Raw genomic sequence first — 21,216 nt, 5'->3', positions numbered from 1 at the left:
AGCTACCACACATCCCCTTCGCTTACGGTGAGTAATTCGGCCCCGTGTCCTGCCGGTACCTTGCCGTCATTCTGCCACCTGCAGCGGAGTTCGGCCCCCTACGCATGGGCACGAGGTTGTTCGGATCGTTGAAGTAGTCATTCCTTGCCGCTCGACTGGTGTTGAAGCCCGTCGTGTTCCAGTGGTCGACGACAGGGGGAACATGGTCGTAGGTCAGCTCATTCCGAGGAATGATGCTACCTTGCTCATCCAGCCAGTTACCGCTGGAATCCGTCCATCGCCTCTCCATTTCCTGGTGCGTGGAAGCCCGGTATCCGCTGGGATACTGATTACTACGGTCAAGACGGTTGACCGGAGCATTGGGGTTGCTTCCCATCGTTCCATTGAGGAGACGCGGCTGCCCTCCCGCCGCACACGTGCATGTGGCTGAATGAGCCGGATTGCTGCCACCGCAGTTGTGTACGAGAACGCCCTCGGCCCCCGCCAGCACATGGTACGTGTGCAGGCCCTCGACGCTCAGGTCGTAGGTGATCCGCTCCGCGGTGTACGACGTGACCTCGACGATCCAGGAGTGTCCGCCCTCCGCGTTCTGGAGCTTCTGGCCGGCCTTCAGGTCGGTGGCCTGGGTCCAGGAGTTGCGGGTGGCTTCGTAGAACTGGTGGTGCTTGGTGGTCTGGATCGTCTTCGGGCCGGACTTCGTGGCTACGACAACGTCGACGTAGTCACGGTCGTCCAGGGTGACGATCACCTTCTTGACCTTGTGCTTCTCCTTCTTCTTCTTGCCGGGCTCGGCTGTGAGGACGTAGTCCCCGGCCTTCACCTCGGATATGGGACTGGTCGTGCCGTCGGCCATCAGCACACCGGTCTTGCCGGTGAAGCTGTGCGGCGTCCGCACGGGGCAGGTCGCCGACTGGCGGGGGGACGACGAGCTCGTCTCCGCGTTGGGCTTGGACTTCGGGCCGAGGCGGCTGCCCGCCGCGCCGAAGACGCCGCCCGTGGCCGCGCCCAGCGCCGTGGCCGTGGCCGCGCCGGCGGCGCTGCAGCCCTGGGGGCTGGTCGCGCAGGACACGCCGTACTCGACCGCGCCTTCCGCCGCACCGCCGGCCGCCTCCCTGGCCGTGCCCTGCACGACCCGGCTGCCGACGTTGCTGAGCAGGCGGCCGACCGCCTGGGAGGCGGCGCCGCTGACCGCACCGCCGATGGCGCCGCCGATCGCGCCGGTTGCCGCGCCGACGACCACGGCTCCGAGGAATCCGCCGACGGACTTCGGGCCGTCGGACATCATGTAGCCGACGCCGTTGGCCGCCGCGCCCGCGAGGGCGGCGCAGCCGATGGCTCCGACTCCGGCGGTCAGGGCCGTGCAGCCCGCGAAGACCGCGATGCCGACGCCGATCGCCGCGATGGTGGCGGCGTGCTTCTTGACGAAGTTGGCGGTTGCCTTGGCGGCCTTCTTGACGGCTCTGCCGACCTTTCTGGCTGCCTTGACCACCTTCTTGGCGACGCTCTTCGCTGCCTTGGCGACCTTTCTTACGGTCTTCTTGACCTTTTTGACGACCTTGTGGGCGTACTTCTTAACCTTCTTATAGGTGCGTTTGACGTATCTCTTGACCTTCTTGACGCTGTCCTTGACGTAGCGCACCGTCTTGCGGACAGCTCGCTTGGCCCGCTTGACGACCCGCTTGGCCGCTTTCTTGATCTTCTTGGCGGCCTTCTTGACTTGCTTCGCGACCTTCTTGACTGCCTTCTTGGTTTTCTTGTAGGCCGACTTGACGGTCTTCTTGACCTTCTTGGCGACCTTCTTGACCTTGTCGACACCCTTCTTGATGAAGCCGCCGATCGACCAGTGGCCGGTCGGGTCGGTCATCGTCATCGGGTTCTGGTCCGCGTACGCGTACCGGTTCGCCCGCACCGAGGTCGGCAGGGGGCTCAGCCCGACTGTGTCGCGGCTGTTGAACTGGCCGGTCTCCGGCGAGTACCAGCGGGCGGCCATGTTGACCTTGGCGGTGGCCGGGTCGGTCCAGCCGGACTGGTAGCCCAGGTTGCCCATCATGCCGGTGGACTGGACGACCTTGCCGAACGGCGTGTACGTCGCCGAACCCGTCAGCGTCTCGCCCGTGTCGGTGAACTGCGCCACCACATCGGTGTGCAGGTCCGTCAGGTAGAGAGCCGACGAGACCGGCGTCTTCACGCCCAGCAGCGATCCGTCGACGTTGCGGCTGTAGGACGCCGCGCCATCGGAGGCCACGTCGTTGCCCATGCCGCTGTACTGGAAGTCGTACAGCGAGCCGCCGCCACTGGTCGTGGCGGACAGGAGCCGGTCCAGGCCGTCGTACTGGTAGGTGCGGTCACCTTCGTTGATCACGCGGTTGAAGGCGTCCGCCTTCATCTGCGTCACCACGCCGCCCTCGTCCACGGTGGAGCTCATCGTGCCGCGCGGCGTGTAGCTGTAGGTGCTGTGGCCGTCTGAGGTCAGACGGTTCCGCTCGTCGTACGTGTATGTGTCGCCGCCGACGCGGGTGCGGTTGCCCGACGCGTCGTAGCCGTACACCTCCGTGCTCGTGCCGTTGTTCCAGGACGTGATGCGGTTCGCCCAGTCGTATGTGTATGTGTTCGTGGACGCTCCGGCGACGCCGGCCGTGGTCTTCGACGTCTCGTTGCTGTTCTTGTCGTAGCCGTAGGTGATCTGCGATATGACCGTGCCGGACGGCGCTGTCAGCTTGTCGCTCGTCAGACGCTGCAGGGCGTCGTACCCGAAGGAACGCTTCGCCTTGCCGGTGCCGTAGTCGATGGACGTGACATTGCTGTTGACGTCGTACCCGTAGGTCGCGGTGGAGCCGGTGGTCCCGTCGTTGACCGTCTTCAGACGTCCGGCGGTGTCGTACCCGAAGGTCGACGTGCCGGAGGCGTCCGTGCGGGAGGTCATCGCGCCGTCGCCGTTGTAGGCGAAGGACGAGGCGCCCGACGGGCCCGTCGTCGACAGCAGCAGGCCGCGGTCGTCGTAGGTGAAGGTGTTGGTGTCCTCACCGACGCCCGCCACCGCGACCAGCCGGTCGTCGGAGTCGTATGCGTAGGTGTGGTCGACCGTCTCCGCCTCGGCGCCCGTGCCGGTCTGGCGGACCAGCCGGCTCTTCGCGTCGTAGACGTTGCTGATCACCACATCGCCCGGGGAGCGCTGCTCGGCCACGCGTCCGTTCTTGTCGTACACCGTGGTGAACGTGCGGTCCGCGAGGTCCGGGTGGCTGGGTGTCGGAGGCTCGATGAGCGACTCCGGCAGGCCCCAGCTGTTGTAGGTGGTCAGGAACTTGTTGCCGCGGCCGTCGGTGAAGCGTGTGCGGTTGCCCGCCACGTCGTAGCCGAAGGTCGTGGTGATCGACTCGGTCTCCGAGACCGGCTGCACCGCCTTCGTCACCAGACCCGTCGGGTCCAGGGTGAGCTTGGTGGTGTGGCCGCGGTAGTCGGTCGCCTCGACCGGGTTGCCCGCGCGGTCGTACGTGGTACGCGCCGTGCGGATGACCGTGCCGTCCGCCGCCAGGTCGTGCGTGGCGACCGGCCGGCCGAAGCCGTCGTAGTCGATCTTCGTGCTGGTGCCGTCCGGCTCGGTGGCGGTGAGGATCCCTCCGTCGATGTTGTAGGTGACCTTGGTCGTCTGACCGGCGGCGTCGGTCACCTCGGTGACCTCGCCCACCGCGTTGTACGCGTACGACTCGGCGACGCCCGTCGGGCTCACCCTCCGGGACAGCTCGCCGCCCGGAGCGTCGAACTCGTTGATCGCCGTGTACGCGCGCTGCGTCGGCTGCCGCACGACCGTGGTGCTGGTGAGGGGGCGGCCCAGGTAGTCCCAGGTCATCTCCTCACGCGCGCCGTTCGGCCGGGTCACGGACAGCTGCTCGCCGCTGTTGGCGTACGTGTACTTCGTCGTACCGCCGCCCGCTTCCGTGACCGAGGCCACCGCGCCGAGCTGGGTGTACGTGTACGTGGTGCGGTTGCCCAGCGGGTCCACCTCGGCCGTGACCTGGCCCAGGCTGTTGTACTCCGTCCAGGCCATGGCCTCGATCGGGGTCGCGGAACCCGGCGGGGTGTAGTTCGGCAGCTTCACCGAGGTCTCCTGGCCCTCGGCGTCGTAGGTCGTCACCGTCACGTTGCCGAGCGGGTCCGACACCTCGGTCCGCTCACCGAAGGTGTTGTAGCCGATCATGGTGACCGGCCGGACCGTGACCGGCGTGCCGCCCTGCTGCTCGGCGTTGACGGCGGGCTCCGTGACCGTGGTCTGCTGGCCGCCCTCGTCGTAGCCGTAGTCGGTGGTGATGCCGTTCGGGTCGGTCATCGACACCGGCAGACCGCGCTGGTCCAGCTTCCACGTCGTGGACTGGACCGAGCTGCCTGCGGCCGGCAGCGTGCCGCCGTACAGCGACGACACCTGCGACCCGGTCAGCGCCTCACCGTAGACCTGGACGTCGTCCAGACCGCCCTTGTGGTTGTTGTTGTAGCCGGTGCCGTACTTGTGTCGGCCGAGCTGCAGCGGACCCTTCGCCTCCCACGGGGAAGTCCACGCGGTCTCCATCTCAAGCGATCCGTTGACATACAGACGGATCTTCGCCGCCTCGGCGTCGTAGACACCCGTCAGGTGCGTCCAGGTGTTCGCGGTCACCGCGTCGGTGCCGGAGTAGGCCCTGACCAAGGGGGCGCTCTTGCTGTCCGCGGCCCGGCCGCCGAAGGACCAGCCGCCCGCCGTGGAGTAGTAGAGCACGAGGCGGTAGACCTGCTCGCCGTCCTGCGAGACCAGGGTGTGGTTGACCGATGTGTCGGTCAGCTTGGCCCACGTGGAGACGGTGAAGCTGCCGCTGGTGTTGACCACCGGCCCGTCCGTCTGCGCGTACGACTCGGCGTCGCCGTCGAAGACGGCGCTGCCGCCCCGGTCGGTGTTCCAGTGCATGCCGGCGCCGTGCGCGGCGGTGTGGTTCGCACCGGAGGAGTCGCCGACGTCGTAGCCGGTCGTCTCGTCCAGCTTGTAGCGGGCGACCGGCGCCACCGTGCCGTCGTGGACCGTGGTGCCGGTGACGTTGCCGAGGTTGTCGTAGAGCCGGTCGAGCGTGCTCTTCTCGCCCGTCGCCGGGTCGTACTCGCTCTCCGTCACGACGTTGTCGTCCGGGTCGTACGACACGGTGGTGGTGCGGCCGAGGCCGCCCGGGTCCAGGACCGAGGAGATCACGCGGTCGGACGCGTCCACCGTGAAGGTGTGCGTCGTCTGCCCGTCGTTGGTGACCTGCTTGATCAGGTTCCCGGCCGCGTCGTACGTGTTCGCCTGCTCGGTGAACGACTCGCCGGTCTGCGGGTCCTTGCGGACCACCGAGGCCGACAGGCCGTCGTCCGTGTACGTGTACTCGGTCACCCAGCCCATCGCGTCGGTGATGGACGCGAGCCGGCCCGCCGGGTCGTACGCCCGCGACTCCGTCACCAGGGTGCTGGGGGCGGACGGGTTGTTCGGGTCGCCCACGAAGTCCAGCACGTTGGTGGTGAGCGCCCGGCCCTCGGCGTCGTAGGTGAAGGTCATGACCGTCCCGTCCGGGTCGGTCTCCTTCACCTTGTTGCCGTACACGTCGTACGTGAACGACGTGGTGTCGCCGCCCGCGTCCGTGCGGGAGTCCATACGGCCCCACGCGTCGTACGTCATGGACACGGTCCGCGCCGCATCCCCGCCGGTCAGGTCGGAGACCGTCTGCGACAGGACGTTGCCGTCCGCGTCGTAGCCGGTCGTGGTCCTGGCCTGGTGGACGGCGCCGGTCACCCGGTTGGTGACCTCCGGGCCGGTCTCGGTGACCACCTGGTCGTTCTTGTCGTACGTGAACGTGGTGGTCAGACCGGCGGGGGTGCCGTCGGAGTACTCGGTCTTCGACAGCTGCCGGCCCAGGTTGTCGTACGTGTACGTCACCCGGGCGCCGTTGGCGTCCGTGACCTCCGCGAGGTCACCGTTGGCGTGGTAGACCTGCCGGGTCTTCTTGCCGCCCGGCGTGGTCACCGTGTCCAGCAGCCCCGCCGGGACCGTGGCCGTGCCGCCCTCGGCCGCCGGCGTCGACGACGTGGTGTACGTCGTGGTCGCGGTGCGCCCGTTGGGGTGCCCGGCCACGGGCGGGGTGGTCACCGAGGTGAGCTTGCCGGCCGTGTCGTATGTGTACGTGGTGAGATACCGGTCGTCCGTGGGGCCCGAGGAACGTCCGTCCCGCTCGGTGAGCAGCAGGTCGTTGCGCAGGTCCATCGGGGGAAACGCGGTGGTGGCGTCCGGGAAGTACGTGTAGTACTCCGTCGAGCACTTGTCGGCGGCCGTGTCCTGGCAGGTGGTCGTGGAGACCGTGTTGCCGCGCACGTCGTGGCCGTTGATGCTCCGGTTGCCGTTGGCGTCCGTCACGGTGTGCAGGAAGCCGCCCGTGTCGTAGCCGTACGTGGTCCGCTTGCCCTTGGTGTCGATCGCGGCCAGCAGACGGTTGCCCATCTCCGCGTCGTACACGTACGTCAGCGTCTTGTCGGTCGGGTCGGTCAGCTTGACCGTCTTGACCGGGGCCACGCCGGAGGACGACTTGTACGCCTTCCAGTGCGCCTCGACGTCCGCCGCGCTCAACGGGTGACCGTAGGCGGCGACCTCGGCGATGGAGCCGTTGAAGAAGCTCACGTCACCGGGGGACTGGTACCAGTACTTGGCGAAGCCCGCGCCGACGAAGGTCCTGGTGTTGGACTGGTCCTTCGCCGCGCCGCTGTACTCGCCCTGCTTCACGCCGTCCAGGTACAGCGTCTGCTTCGTGCCCGAGGCGGACAGGACCGCGTGGTGCCACTTGTCGTCGGTGACCGTCTTCGTCGAGCCGAAGGCCGTGCTGCCCGAGCCCGACACGCTCCACCAGTGACCGTGCAGCTTGCCGTCGGAGCCCGCGTACAGCACCGGGGTCCAGGAGCCCGACGGGCTCGCGAGCGTCGGGTCCTTCGACTGGTCGGACAGGATCACACCCGGCGAGCCGGTCTTGAACCACAGTTCGACCGCCCGCTCACCGGAGCCGTGCCACGGGGCGAACGGGATCTCCGCGTACGACGAGACCCCGTCGAACGAGGCCGCCGTGGCGTCGCCGGCGCCGAACGGCCCGGTCACGCCCTGGGTGGCGGTGTTGTACGTGCCGAAACCGGTGTTGACCTGGTTCGCGGCCTGCGGGGCAGCCGCCGTGTCGTCCAGGCGCCAGTAGCCGGCCGGGGCGGAGCCCATGACGGCGGACCGGTAGACCTGCGACGAGCCGGTGACGGTGGGCGGGTTGAGCTTCCAGGTGCCGCCGTTGGCGTCCGTGGCCTGGAGGACCTGGTCGTCCGTGGTGCCGTAGGCGACCTCGGAGCGGACCTTGCCCTCCGGAGTGGTGATCTTGTTGAGCAGCCCCGCCGCGTTCTTCGCTGCCTGGTACTGCGCGGTGATCACGGCCGGGGTGAGCGGCTCGGAGTAGACGGCGACCTCGGCGAGGTCACCGGTGTAGTGCCCGAGCTTGTCGTCCGGGTTCATCGCGGGCCAGCCCTGGTTGTTCACACCCGCACCCAGGCTGATGTAAGGCTGGTCCCAGTCGTTGATCGTGCCCGTGAGGGACCCGACCTTCGCACCGTCCAGGTACAGCGTCTGGCTGTTGGCCTGACCGGTCAGAACCGCCTGGTGCCACTTGCCGTCGGTGACGGTGGGGCCGGAGACGATGTTCGGGCTGCAGCTGGGCGACATGGCCAGGCAGCCGCGCAGCTTGCCGTCCGTGCCGACGTACACCGCCGGGGTGTTGTACTTGGTGTTGTTCACCGGGTCGGGGTCGCTGAGCGGATGGGTGCCGTAGTAGAACAGCACACCGCCCGCCGTCGTGGTCTTGAACCACAGCGACACCGACATGTACGAGGGGGTCGCACCCGGCGCGCTCGGCATCTCCACATACGACGTGGTGCCGTTGAACGACGCGGCCGTCTGTGTGGAGCCCGCCAGCGGACCCGCCGCGCCCAGCGCCACATCGTGGAACAGACCGTTGTACCTGCCCTGGTTGGTGACGATGCTGTCCTTGGCGACCGTCTCGCCGGCCGTCTCACCGAGCCGCCAGTACGCGAACGGGTCCGCGTCCAGGACGGTGGTCCGGTAGTGGTTGCCGGTGGTGTAGCCGTAGGTGGTGCACTTCAGCGGGTCGGCCGGGGTGCAGACCTTGGTGAGCTGGTCACCCGCGTAGCCGTACGTCCACGTCTGCGCCGTGGTCGCGTCACCAGCCGTGGCCGGGTCGGTGGCGACCGTCGCCACATGCGCGGCCTTGGCGCCCGCCGGGGTGGTCCAGGTCAGGTGCAGGGACCGCTTCGACGTCTCGTTCGTGATCTTTGTCAGGCTGCCGGAGGTGTAGGTGAACGTCTCCGTGCGGCCCGCGAAGTCCTTGATCGAGCTGATCGCGTAGGTGCCGGTCTTCCCGGTGACCGCCTGGGTGAAGCCGTACTCGGTGAAGTCCTTGTCCGTCAGCGTGTAGCCGCCGGTGGCCGCCTGGAGGCGCGCGTAGCGGCCCAGCGGCGGCACGAACGTGCCGTCGGAGTTGCGGCCGAAGGCGACCTGCTCACCGCCCGGGTAGGTGATCTCGACGTGGGTGACCTTCCCCGACGGGTCCTTGTGCTCGGCCGCCTTCATGTCCACGACCGTGGACCAGCCGGCGCCGAAGGCGTTGTCCAGGCGCGGGTCGAGACTGTTGTACGACCGGTCGATCTCCAGTGACGGGCCGACGACCGACACCTGCGCGTCGGTCTCCTCGGTGGTGTAGTTGCCGTCCGACGGGTCGAACTCGTGCCCGCCGGTGTTCTGCGCCAGACCCGACGTCACCGGCGGCTGCGGAACAGCCGTGGTGAACCGGCCGGACTGAACCGTTTCTGCGTAGCCGTCGGAGACTCCGACGTACCAGACGTAGTTCTTGCTCCACTTCAGCTTGTCCGCCGGGACCCGCCACGCCCCGCGGCTCAGGGAGCCCGAGGTGGCGACCGGCGTGGTGCTGCCGCTGTCCGCGTCGTAGACCTCGAAGGTGTACGACAGCGCGGCCGGCCACTTGTCGGAGTCGTGCGCGTACACCAGCAGCTCCGGCTGGAGCGTGTTGGCCTGGAAGTTCACCGGCGGGTACTGCGCGGTGATCTGCGGCTTGGTGTTCGCCGTGTAGGTCAGCTCCAGCGCCGGGCGCCAGCCGGAGGTCGTGGAGTTGTCCGAGTGGAACTTCTTCCAGTGCAGGCTGTCGTTGACCGGCGCGGTCAGGGCGAGGCCGTAGTTGGCTCCGCCGGTGGCCACCCAGTCGAACCACCCGGTGTCCAGCGTGACCGGCATCTTCACACCGACGCCCAGGGAACCGCTGGTGTTGGTGCAGGACGCGCCCGGGTTGGGCGTGGCCGAGCCGATCGCGGGCCCGAACTTCGGGCCCGGGAAGGTCTTCGTCGTGGAAGGCGACCAGGACTCGGTGATCGGCTGGGCGTAGAACACCTGAGGGGTGCACGTGGAGGACCAGGAGGCGTACACGTTCAGCTTGGCCGACGAGACGCGCTGGCCCTTCAGCGTGGTGCTCAGCGACGAGAACTGCAGGAACGAGATGGCGGCATTGGTGCCGCTGTCGTACGAACCGACCTTGATGACCTTCTCGGTGGAGCGGTCGGCGCTGTAGTTGGACTGGACATACGTGCTGTTGCTCGCGGCGACGGTCGGGTCGACGGTGACCGGGTAGACCCGCTCGGGGTCCTTCAGCCACTCCTCGTCGGCCGTCATCCGCAGCGCCGGCTTGCCGTCCTCCTCCACCAGCTCGTACGTCACGGCCTGGGAGCGGGTGGCGTCACCGGAACGCGGGTCGATCTTCGAGTCCTCCATGAAGGCATGGGGGATTCGCGCGACGACCTTGTCCTTCTCGCCCTCGCGGGCGGTGAACTCCACATCGCCGTCGTCCGTGAGACGCGGGGTGAGCCCCTTCAGCTCCATCGGGAACAGCCAGGAGTTCGGGGCGTCCGGCGAGTGCAGGACGAGGTGCTCCTTGAAGCCCTCGGCCAGCGGAACCAGCCGCAGGTCCGTGTCCGGAAGCACCCCGGGGTAGGTGACGATCTTCCGGTCGTCCACCTCCGGCTCGGCCTTCGCCGTGCCGCGCAGGGAGTACGCCAGGCTGAGCCCGTCGCCGAAGTCCACGGACGCGAGCCGCTGGTCGGCGGCGTCCGGCGCGAACTCGACGTCCAGGGAGTTGGCCCGCTGGCCGAGCCGCCCGTTCGCGTCCTCCACCAGAGTGGTGTCAATGGGCTTCCAGGTGCCGTCGTCCGCCTTGAAGTTGGCGGGCGAGGCGTAGTGCTTGACGGTGGTGGAGCCGTCGGCGTTGACGAAGTAGTCCGAGGTGGCTGTGGACTTCTTCGCGTCCCGCTTGCTGGACTTCGGGTCAAAGCTGTCGGCGTCGCCGGGCGCCTTGCCCGTCTTCGCCTTCTCGACCTTGTCGACCGGCCGCTTGTACGGGTCGAGTTCGCCCTTGCCCTTACCGGGCTTGCGGCCGACGCCGCCATCGGCGCTGGTGTCGTCCGATGACGCCTTGTGGCTCTTGCCCTTGGCGGAGCCGCCCTTCTGGTCGGGTGTGTCCAGCGGCGAGGTGTCCATCCACTGCCACAGCCCCGACAGGGACAACTTGGGCATGGACAGCGAGGGCAGGGTGGTTCCCTGGGCCACCGCCTGTTCCGTGCTGACCAGGAGTGAGAGGGATATGAGTGCGGTGACCGCGGTCACCCGCGCTCTGCGTCTGCCAGAACGACCTGGCGGAAACAGGCGCGGACCGGGGACCCTTCGACGATGCATGGGTCAGGCCTTAACTTTACGCGTTGCTTACATGAGCCTCGCGAGCCTGCCTGATGAGCGCACGTCAGTTCCAGCTGAGCGGGGAGGGATTACGTGATCTTTACCCTGGCGCGGGAACCTGCTGCTCAGCCGTCAGACGCCGGACACCTCGACGACACCCCGGATCGTGTCCGCCACAGTGTTCCTCAGCCCGTCACCATCCCCGGACCGCGCGGGGGTGATGTTCGCGCCCTTCTTCGTTCCGTCGACGGTGACGAACCGTATGTCCTTGTGGTCGTCCGCCCGCTGCTCCGCCGCTTTCACCTGCGCCTCGCCCACCGCGAGGACGACCGAGCACTTGCGCTGGAGCAGCCCGTTCATGAACGGCAGGGCGTTCCCGGCCGTCTGCTCTCCCGTCACCGGCACATACGTGACCCGCACCCGGGTGTCCCCGGACGCCTCCTGCATGCCCTCCCACACCGTCGCGGCGGTCGTACCGGAGGTGATCCCCTTGTCGTCCGTCAGAAGGCAGGCGTTGAAGTCCTTGTACTGCCGCGCCCGCGGATCCGGCGGCGTGGACTCCTCCTCCCCGCCCAGCCATAGCCACGCCCCCACCAGCCCGGCCACCAGCACGGCGACACTCCCGGCCACCCACGCCCACCGCCCCCGGAACGCCCCGGGCGAGGAGCTCAGCGCCCGGGCCGCCCCGGCGGCCATCTGCCCGCTCTCCTGTGACTTCTTGGGCGCATTGCGCCAGGTACGACGGGTTTTCATGCCGCCTTGACTCCTTTCGTCCACCCGTGCGACCAGGCACGGGGCCGACGTACGGTAACTCCCCCGAGGAGGCAATCCGGCGGGAGGGTCCGGACCGCAACCGCCAAGGTGGCGGGGAAGTCATCTGCTCGGTCAGCTCGCCGGTCGTCGGCTATTGACGGCTCCGGCGGGCGGTGCGAGAGTCGACCCGGTGAATCTGACGATGCGTCAGAAATCTGGAACGGGTGGTGAACCCCCTTGGAATTCGGGCTCTTTGTACAGGGATACGTGGGCAGGCGCGGCGAGACCGACCCGCTCGCCGAGCACAAGGCGCTGATGGAGGAGACGGAGTACGTCATCCAGGCCGACAAGTCCGGCTTCAAATACGCCTGGGCCTCCGAGCATCACTTCCTTGAGGAGTACTCGCACCTCTCGGCCAACGACGTCTACCTCGGCTATCTGGCCCATGCCACCGACCGCATCCATCTCGGCTCCGGCATCTTCAACCCCCTCGCCCCCGTCAACCACCCCGTCAAGGTCGCCGAGAAGGCCGCCATGCTCGACCACCTGAGCGAGGGCCGCTTCGAGTTCGGCACGGGCCGCGGGGCGGGCTCGCACGAGATCCTCGGCTTCCTTCCCGGCATCACCGACATGAACCACACCAAGGAGATCTGGGAAGAGACCATCGCCGAGTTCCCCCGGATGTGGCTCCAGGACGAGTACCCCGGCTTCCAGGGCAAGCACTGGTCGCTGCCGCCGCGCAAGGTGCTGCCCAAGCCGTACGGCCCCTCCCACCCGCCCATGTGGTACGCGGCGGGCTCCCCGTCCTCGTACGCCATGGCCGGGCGGAAGGGGCTGGGCGTCCTCGGCTTCAGCGTGCAGAAGGTCGCCGACATGGAGTGGGTCGTCGACTCCTACAAGACCGCCGTCAAGGAGGCGCGGCCAGTCGGCGACTACGTCAACGACAACGTCATGGTCACCTCCACCGCCATCTGCGCCGAGACGCACGACAAGGCGGTCGAGATCGCGGTGGGCGGCGGGCTGAACTATCTCCAGTCACTCCTCTTCCGCTACCACGACACCTTCCCGCGGCCCGAAGGCATCCCCGAGTGGCCCGAACTCCTCCCCGACTACACCCCCGAGATCGTCGAACTCCTCATCGCCGAGGAACTGATGATCTGCGGCGATCCGGACGAGGTCCGGCAACAGTGCAAGCGGTGGGAGCAGGCGGGGGCGGACCAGCTGTCGTTTGGTCTCCCGATCGGCATCTCCTACGAGGACACGATGACCACGATCAAGTTGATCGGGGAGCATGTGATCCCCCACATCGACACGGATCCGGTGCACCGCACGAGCCGCTTTCGCGACTCGGCGGCGGATGGGTGACGGTCGCCGTCCGGCGGGGGTGCGGGGCGCGGGGCGGGGCGCTCTCCGGGGCGCGGCTACCTGCCCGTGCGGGTTGCCCGCGGCCGGGGCGCGTGCCTTTCCCACCCTCCCGCCCGTTTCCGGCACCTCGTCAGGCGCGGGTGGGCGGGGAAGGGCCCGCGCCCGCGCGAGGGGCCCCGGGGGCGGAACCGCCCCCGGTTGCGGGGCACGGCATCCCGGACCGTCGCCCCGTACCGCCCGGCGGGAAGCCCGTCTCGGCTGCGGCCAGCCGAGGCGCGGCCTACCGCCGGGCGCCGCGACCGCACCGCACCACCGCATCGCCCGTCTGTGTGTAGCGCAGGCCACGCACCCGCACACCCGCCGTCTGTGCGCAGCGCAGGTCACCCACCCGTCCACCAGCCCGCGCGCGCAGCGCAACCCGCCACCTCCCGCTCCGAAAGGAAGCGCCCCGCATGCTCGACCACCTCATCCAGGCCGCCACCGTCGTCGACGGCACCGGCGCCCCCTCCTACCGCGCCGACGTCGGCATCCGCGACGGCCGGATCGCGGTCATAGCGGAGCCCGGCAAGGCGGCCGCCGCGCACCCGGCCCGCACGTACCAGGACGCCGACGGCCTGGTCCTCGCCCCCGGTTTCGTGGACCCGCACACCCACTACGACGCCCAGCTGTTCTGGGACCCGTACGCCACCCCGTCCATGAGCCACGGCGTCACCACCGTCGTCGGCGGCAACTGCGGCTTCACGCTCGCCCCGCTCAACCCGGAGCGCCCGGAGGACGCCGATTACACGCGCCGCATGATGGCCAAGGTCGAGGGCATGTCCCTCGTCGCCCTTGAACAGGGCGCGCCCTGGACCTGGCACACGTTCGGCGAGTACCTCGACGCCCTCGACGGCCGCACCGCCGTCAACGCGGGCTTCATGGTGGGCCACTGCGCGCTGCGCCGCCATGTCATGGGCCCGGACGCGATCGGCGGGCGGCCCACACCCGCGCAGCTGGAGGCGATGGTCCGCCTGCTGCATGAGGCGATGGACGCCGGCGCCTGGGGCTTGTCGACGACTCAGTCGTCCACCCACTCCGACGGCGACGGCCGGCCCGTCGCCTCGCGCCACGCCCGCCCGGACGAACTCCTCGCGCTGTCGCGGGCCGTCGCCGACCACGAGGGCACCCAGCTGGAGGCGATCGTCGGGGGCTGCCTTGACCGGTTCTCGGACGACGAGATCGACCTCTTCGTGGAGATGAGCGCCGCCGCCGGACGGCCCCTCAACTGGAACGTGCTGACCATCGACGCCGCCGTGCCCGACCGCGTACCGCGTCAGCTGGTCCCTTCCGAACGCGCCCGCAAGGCCGGCGGCCGCATCGTCGCGCTGACGATGCCGATCCTCACGCCCATGAACATGTCGCTTGGCACGTTCTGCGCGCTCAACCTGATCCCCGGCTGGGGCGAAATCCTCTCACTGCCCGTCCCGGAGCGGATCGCCAAGCTCCGCGACCCGGCCGTGCGCGCCGGGATGCTCAAGCGGGCCGACTCCGAGGAGGCGGGCGTCTTCCGCCGTCTCGCGCACTTCGGCCGGTATGTCATCGGCGACACCTACAGCGCGGAGAACGAGGGCCTGACCGGCCGGGTCGTCGGCGACATCGCCGCAGAACGAGGCCAGGACCCCTTCCACGCCCTCGTGGAGATCTGCGCCCACGACGAACTGCGGACCGTGCTGTGGCCGATGCCCGCCGACAACGACCCCGATTCCTGGGAGCTGCGCCGCCGGACCTGGCAGCACGAGGACGTGCTGCTCGGCGGCTCCGACGCGGGCGCGCATCTGGACCGGATGTGCGGCGCCCCGTACACCACCCGCTTCCTCGGGGACTGTCTGCGCGGCCGCAGGCTGGTCGGTCTGGAGGAGGCGGTGCGGATGCTCACCGACGACCCGGCCCGGCTCTTCGGGCTGCGCGAACGCGGCCGCATCCAGGAGGGCTTCCACGCCGACCTGGTGCTGTTCGACCCGGAGCGCGTCGACGCCGGCCCGGCCACGCTCGTCCACGACCTTCCCGGCGACAGCCCGCGCTTGGACGCCCGCGCCGCCGGCATCGCCTCCGTCCGCGTCAACGGCGTGGAGACCGTGCGGAACGACCGGGTGACGGGCGCGATCCCCGGCAGGGTGCTGCGCTCCGGCCGTGACACCAGGACGGTGTCCACCCGATGACCCTGACAGAGAAGCTGTTCATCGGCGGCGAGTGGGTGACGCCCGACGACGGCTGGTACGAGGTGGTCAACCCGGCCACCGAGGAGGTCGTCGGCTTCGCCCCCGAGGCGAGCCGCGCCCAGGTCCACGCGGCCGCGGCCGCCGCGAAGGACGCCTTCGCCGTCTGGTCCCGCACCCGCCCCGAGGAACGGGCCGCGGTCCTCGACCGGGCGGCGGACCTCATCCAGCGGGAGTCGGAGACGTACGCCCGGCTCGCCCGCGCGGAGTCCGGCGCGACGACCGCGACGGCGCGCGCCATGCAGGTGGCGGTCGCCGCGGCCCGCTTCCGCCGGTACGCCAAGGGCGCGCTGGAGCCCGTGGAGCAGCCGCTGCCGCCGCAGATCAGCGCGGCGGGGCCGATGGGGAAGGCGGGTGTGCTCGGCGCGCTGGCGGTGCGCCGCCCGGCAGGCGTGGTCGCCTGCATCACCTCGTACAACAACCCCTGGGCCAACCCGGCGGGCAAGATCGCCCCGGCCCTGGCCATGGGCAATACGGTCGTGGTCAAACCCGCCCCGCAGGACCCGCTGTCCGTCTATGCGATGGCCCGCGCGCTGGCGGAGGCCGGGGCCCCGCCCGGTGTGGTGAACGTGGTCACCGGCTCAGGTCCCGCCGCGGGGGAGGCGGCCGTCGACTGCCCGGACGTCGACATGGTCAGCTTCACCGGCTCCACGGCGGTCGGACAGCGCATCGGCGAGGTCTGCGGCCGGACGATGAAGCGGCAGCTGATGGAGCTGGGCGGCAAGGGGGCGGCGCTGGTCTTCGACGACGCCGACCTGGACGCGGCGGTGCGCGGCATCGGCACGACCTTCTCCTTCTACAGCGGTCAGATCTGTACGGCCCCGACGCGGGTCATCGCCCACCGCGCCGTGTACGGGCGGCTGGTGGAGCGCCTTGCCGCCTATGCGTCCCGGCTGAAGGTCGGGGACCCGGCGGAGCCGGACACGGTCGTCGGTCCGCTGATTTCCGCGGCCCACCGCGAGCGCGTGGAGTCGTATGTCGAGCTGGGGAAGAAGGAGGGCGCGCGGCTGGCCGCGGGCGGCGAGCGGCCGCCAGGCTGCCCGGAGCGGGGCTTCTATACGGCCCCGGCGCTCTTCGCGGACTGTACGAGCGGGATGCGGGTGGTACGGGAGGAGATCTTCGGCCCGGTCGTCGCGGTGCTGCCCTTCGGGGACGAGGAGGAGGGCATCGCCCTCGCGAACGACACCGACTACGGCCTGATCGACTATGTCTGGTCGGGCGATGCGGCGCGCGCCTTCCGGGTGGCGGGCCGGCTGCGGTCCGGCGGGGTGGGGGTGAACACGGTGGGCCGGAACATGGAGGCTCCGTTCGGTGGGTTCAAGCGGAGCGGGGTGGGCCGGGACGTGGGCTCGTACGCGCTCCACGCGTACAGCGAACTGCAGGCCCTGGTCTGGCCGGGCTGACTCTCGCCGATCGCCAGGTGACGCACATCACAAGGAAATCCGAAAACCGACATTTCGGCCGAGTGCTGCGATTCTCGCATCGTGGAAAAGTGGCTGCGTCGCCTTCCGAATATCGACTCTCATCGGCGGAACGTCCCATCATTCACAGCTCCACTCCGAAAATCTCCGTGAATTTCAAGGATCAAGTAAAAGGACTCTAAGCCTCCGAATGTGGAAATCGCAGCGCCTACCGTCCTGCCCATGACTGAGCTGCAGGCACGGCCCCTGGCCGGAGACACGGCAAGGGGCGTCGCGGGAGCCGCCCCGGCCGCCGCCGAGGGCGGTGTGCGCGAAGGAGCCCGCGAGGGAGCCCGCGAAGGCGTCCGCGAGAAGGGCCTCGGAGGCAACTCCGTAGGCCTGATGGGCGGCGCCGTCATCGGCGTCTCCACCGTCGCGCCCGTCTACTGTCTGACCTCCACCCTCGGCCCCACGGTCGGCGAGGTCGGGCTCCAGATGCCCGCGATCTTCCTGGCCGGCTTTCTGCCGATGCTGCTCGTCGCCTTCGCCTACCGCGAGCTGAACAAGGCCATCCCGGACTGCGGCACCTCCTTCACCTGGTCGGTGAAGGCGTTCGGCCCGCGCGTGGGCTGGCTCTGCGGCTGGGGGCTGCTGGTCGCCACCGTCGTGGTGCTGTCCAACCTCGCCGGAGTGGCCACCTCCTTCTTCTGGCTCACCGCGGGTGAGATCACCGGCAGTGCGGGCATCGCCGCGCTCGACGGCAACAAGGCCGTCCATATCCTCACCACCCTGGTCTTCATCGCCATCGCCACGGCGATCAGCTATCGCGGGATCACCGCCACCAAGTGGGTCCAGTACGCCCTGGTCGGCCTGCAGCTCACCGTCATCGCCCTCTTCGCCGCCATGGCGATCGCCAAGTCCGGCGAGGTCGCCGGCGCCCTCGACTTCTCCCTGTCCTGGATGAACCCCTTCGGCGTCGAGTCCTTCGCCGCCTTCACCGCCGGACTCTCCCTCTCGATCTTCATCTACTGGGGCTGGGACACCTGTCTGTCCGTCAACGAGGAGAGCGTCGGCAGCGACCGCACCCCCGGCCGCGCCGCCCTGCTCGCCATCGTCGTGATCGTCGCCTCGTATCTGCTGGTCGCCATCGCGGTCCAGATGTACGCGGGCATCGGCGAGAGCGGCCTGGGCCTTGGCAACCCGGACACCGCCGACAACGTCTTCGCCGTCCTCGCGGGCCCGATCATGGGCTCCGGCCTCGGCGTCCTGCTCTTCGTCGCGGTCCTCGCCTCCGCGGCGGCGAGCCTGCAGACGACCTTCATCCCCGTCGCCCGCACCGCCCTGGCGATGAGCACCTATGAGGCCATGCCCGCCTCCTTCGCCCGGATCCACCCGCGCTTCAAGACCCCCGGCCTCGCCACCGTCACCGCCGGCGTCGCCACCGGCGTCTTCTACACGGTCATGACGCTGCTCAGCGAGAACGTCCTCGTCGACACCATCTACGCCCTCGGCCTGATGATCTGCTTCTACTACTCGATCACGGCCTTCGCCTGCGTCTGGTACTTCCGCCGCGAACTGCGCGCCTCCGCCCGCGACCTCTTCGTCAAGGGCATTCTGCCGGGCCTCGGCGGACTGATGCTCGCGGCCGTCTTCGTCCAGACCCTCAAGGACATGTGGGACCCGGCGTACGGCAGCGGCAGCTCGGTCCTCGGCATGGGCAGCGTCTTCGTCATCGGCGTCGGGCTGCTGCTCCTGGGCGTGGCGCTGATGCTGGTGATGCAGAGGCGGAGCCCGGCGTTCTTCCGGGGTGAGGTGCTCACCAAGGAGACCCCGGCGCTGACGGTCGCGGACTGAGCCGCCGCCGCGCTGTGCAGCGGGCCCAACGCGTCCATCGGGCCCAACGCGTCCATCGGGCCCATCGGGCCTGACGGGCTACGGAATCAGGGAGTTCCGCACTTCGGTCACCACGGTGCCGGAGGGCGGGGCTCCCAGTTCCGTTGCCGCCGGATAGACGGCCTCCTCCATGAACGCGCGGGCGCGCATGGCCGAATCCGGCGGGTGCCTTTTGGGGCGGAGGGGGCGCGGGGGATACGCTCCTAAAGTTGACTGTGGCAACCAATTAGTTGGGCGCCGTCCAGCGACGACAGGGGGCCGCAGTCGAAGACCGCTCGCACCACCCCCGGCGTACGGCGATGTGCGCCCGGGGCAGGAGGTACCGCCATGACCGCAGTCGCGTCCCCGTTCCGCAGTTACGTCGAGAAGAACCTCGACACCCTTGACGCCGCTCCCGACCGCTCCGTCCTGACCTACGGCCCACAGCAGCTGACCGCGGGCGAACTGGCCGCCCTGGTGCGCCGGATGGCCCGGGCCCTCGCGGCCCGCGGAGTACGGCGCGGCCAGACCGTCACCCTGCTCAGCGGCAACCAGCCCGAGACGCTCGCCGCCCGCTACGCCGCCAATCTGCTCGGCTGCCGCGTCAACCACCTCTACAACGGGCTGTCGGCCGAGGCACAGGCCGCGATCGTGCGCGACGTCGAGACGGCGGCGCTGGTCGTCGCCCCGGCTCTTGCCGCCCGCGCGGCCGAGGTGACGGCGCAGGCGCCCGTCGATTCCGTCTTCGCACTCGGCCCGACCGACTCCACCCACTTCACCGACTCCACCCACTTCGCCGACTTCACCGGCTCCACCGACGCCACTCGCTCCACCGCGGCCGAGGACCTGCTCGCGCTCGCGGCGGAACAGTCCGCCGCCCCCTTCCCCAGCCAGGCCCGCCCCGACGACATCTGCACCATCCGCCACACCGGCGGCACCACCGGCCACCCCAAGGGCATCTGCTCCACCTTCGGGCAGATGGACGGCGCACGCGGGGTCTTCTCCGAGTCATCCGAAACGCCGGACGCGCCCCCGGCCCGGCTCCTCGTCTGCACCACCCTGGCCCACGCGGCGGGCATGGTCGCCGACTCCCTCCTGCGCGAGGGCGGCTCGGCCGTACTGCACGACGGCTTCGACCCCGCAGCCGTCCTCGCCGCGATCGAACGCGAGCGCATCACCCATCTCTTTCTGCTGCCCCCGCTGCTGTACCAGCTCCTCGACCATCCGGACGCGACCCGCACCGACCTCTCCAGCCTCCGCTGCCTCACGTACGGCGGCTGCGCCGCGTCCCCCGCCCGCCTCGCCGACGCCGTACGCCGGCTCGGCCCGGTGCTGATGCAGTTCTACGGCCAGAACGAGGCGGGCGGCATCAGCGTCCTCGCCCCCGAGGACCATGACCCCGACCACCGCCCGGAACTGCTGCGCACCGCGGGCAAGGTGCTGCCCTGGGTCGAGGTCACGGTCCGCGACCCCGAGACCGGCCGCGAACTGCCCGCCGGCGAGACCGGCGAGATCTGCGTACGTTCCGACAGCGTGATGCAGGGCTACTGGAAGCAGCCCGCCCTCACAGCCGACGTGCTGCGCGACGGCTGGCTGCACACCGGCGACCTGGGCCACCTCGACGACGCGGGCTATCTCACCATCGCCGACCGCCTCAAGGACCTGATCGTCGTGGTCGGCGGCCATGTCTACACCAGCGAACTGGAAGACCTGCTCAACTCCCACCCCCAGGTGCGCCAGAGCGCGGTCTTCGGCGTCCCCGACGCCGACCGCATGGAACGCGTCCACGCCGCCGTGGTCCCCACCCCGGACGCCTCGCCGACCGCCGCGGACCTCACCGCCCTGGTCCGCGCCCGCCGCGGCCCGATGTACGAGCCCGCACACATCGTGTTCCTCGACGCCCTACCCCTCACGGACGCGGGCAAGCCGGACAAGAAGCGCCTGCGCGCTCTGGCCTCCGCCGACACGGCCGGCCATCAGCGGTAGCGGACCAGCCCACTGGTGTTGAACGTCCACCGCCCGGCGGGCACGGTGTCCCCGAACACGTACGGAACCGAGGACCGGTACCGGAGCCCGTCGGGCCCCTTGTGTTCGATTTGTTACGCAGGGGGGATACGTGGAGCAGATCGCCGACACGCTCATCGACCGGATCGCGCCCAGCGGACGGGCGGATCTGCTCTCCGAGTGCGCCGCCGTCCTGCCCCTGCTGGTCTTCAACCGGCTCTTCGGCTGCCCGCCGGACATCGGGGACAAGCTGGTCGACGGCATGTCCGGGATCTTCGACGCCGACGCCGACGCCGACTCCGAGAAGGCGAACGCCGTCCTGACCGAGGGCGTCGCCGAACTGGTCGCCCTCAAGCGGAGACAGCCGGGGCCGGACCTGTCGTCCTGGCTGATGGCGCATCCGGCCCGGCTCACGGACGAGGAGATGATGCAGCAGCTGGTGCTCCTCATGGGCGCGGGGAACCGAGCCGCAGCAGAATCTGATCTGCAACGGGCTGCGGCTGCTGCTGTCCGACGACCGCTTCGCGGGCGACCTCGCGGGCCCGCACGTCTGCCCGGCGAAGGGCCCCGCCCGGTTGATCGCCGCGACCGCCCTGGAGAAGCTCCTCGACCGGCTGCCCGACATCGAACGGGCCGTCCCCGTAACGGATCTGCGCTGGCGGCAGGGCCCCTTCCACCGGGCGCTCACCGCTCTGCCCGTGCGCTTCCCCCGGTCGCTTTCTGACGTTTGCGTCACTCAGTG

7 protein-coding genes and 1 pseudogene are annotated in these 21,216 nt (G+C 69.5%); 6 read left to right on the top strand and 2 right to left on the bottom strand.

The window, feature by feature from the left end; genetic code table 11:
- Positions 1-22: 22 nt before the first annotated feature.
- Together OF819_RS15475 and OF819_RS15470 are read right to left on the bottom strand one after the other, a co-directional pair.
- Complete coding sequence (locus tag OF819_RS15475; RefSeq protein ID WP_267244096.1) at positions 23-10,756, bottom strand: LamG-like jellyroll fold domain-containing protein; 10,734 nt, start codon at positions 10,754-10,756, stop codon at positions 23-25.
- A gap of 201 nt (positions 10,757-10,957) precedes the next feature.
- Positions 10,958-11,578: a BMP family ABC transporter substrate-binding protein gene (locus OF819_RS15470; protein ID WP_267244095.1), complete on the bottom strand. Its 621-nt coding sequence runs from the start codon at positions 11,576-11,578 to the stop codon at positions 10,958-10,960.
- Positions 11,579-11,815: 237 nt separating this feature from the next.
- Here OF819_RS15470 and OF819_RS15465 point away from each other — a divergent pair, with 237 nt between their 5' ends.
- The 6 genes and pseudogenes from OF819_RS15465 to OF819_RS15440 all read left to right on the top strand — a co-directional run.
- Positions 11,816-12,943 (top strand): LLM class flavin-dependent oxidoreductase, encoded by a 1,128-nt coding sequence (locus tag OF819_RS15465; protein ID WP_267244094.1) that lies wholly within the window; start codon positions 11,816-11,818, stop codon positions 12,941-12,943.
- Positions 12,944-13,395: 452 nt separating this feature from the next.
- Positions 13,396-15,141, top strand: a complete 1,746-nt coding sequence (locus OF819_RS15460) for an N-acyl-D-amino-acid deacylase family protein (protein WP_267244093.1) — start codon at positions 13,396-13,398, stop codon at positions 15,139-15,141.
- Positions 15,138-16,601, top strand: coding sequence for an aldehyde dehydrogenase family protein (locus OF819_RS15455; RefSeq protein ID WP_267244092.1), 1,464 nt, complete (start codon positions 15,138-15,140; stop codon positions 16,599-16,601). The genes OF819_RS15460 and OF819_RS15455 overlap by 4 nt, the downstream gene beginning before the upstream one ends.
- Positions 16,602-16,841: 240 nt before the next feature.
- Positions 16,842-18,452 carry an APC family permease gene (locus OF819_RS15450; RefSeq protein ID WP_267244091.1) on the top strand — a complete coding sequence of 537 codons (1,611 nt, stop codon included), beginning with the start codon at positions 16,842-16,844 and terminating at the stop codon, positions 18,450-18,452.
- 366 nt (positions 18,453-18,818) lie between these two features.
- The gene (locus tag OF819_RS15445; protein ID WP_267244090.1) at positions 18,819-20,456 is read left to right on the top strand and encodes an AMP-binding protein; all 1,638 of its coding nucleotides are present in this window, start codon (positions 18,819-18,821) and stop codon (positions 20,454-20,456) included.
- A gap of 124 nt (positions 20,457-20,580) precedes the next feature.
- Positions 20,581-21,184 (top strand): annotated as a pseudogene (locus OF819_RS15440) (hypothetical protein); the annotation flags it as partial.
- Between the last annotated feature and the right edge of the window lie 32 nt (positions 21,185-21,216).

The sequence above is a fragment of the Streptomyces sp. PR69 genome (genome assembly GCF_026420845.1).
Taxonomy (GTDB): domain Bacteria; phylum Actinomycetota; class Actinomycetes; order Streptomycetales; family Streptomycetaceae; genus Streptomyces.
The sequence above is the reverse complement of the archived record's forward strand: the minus strand, read 5'-3'. Positions and strand labels throughout refer to the sequence as shown.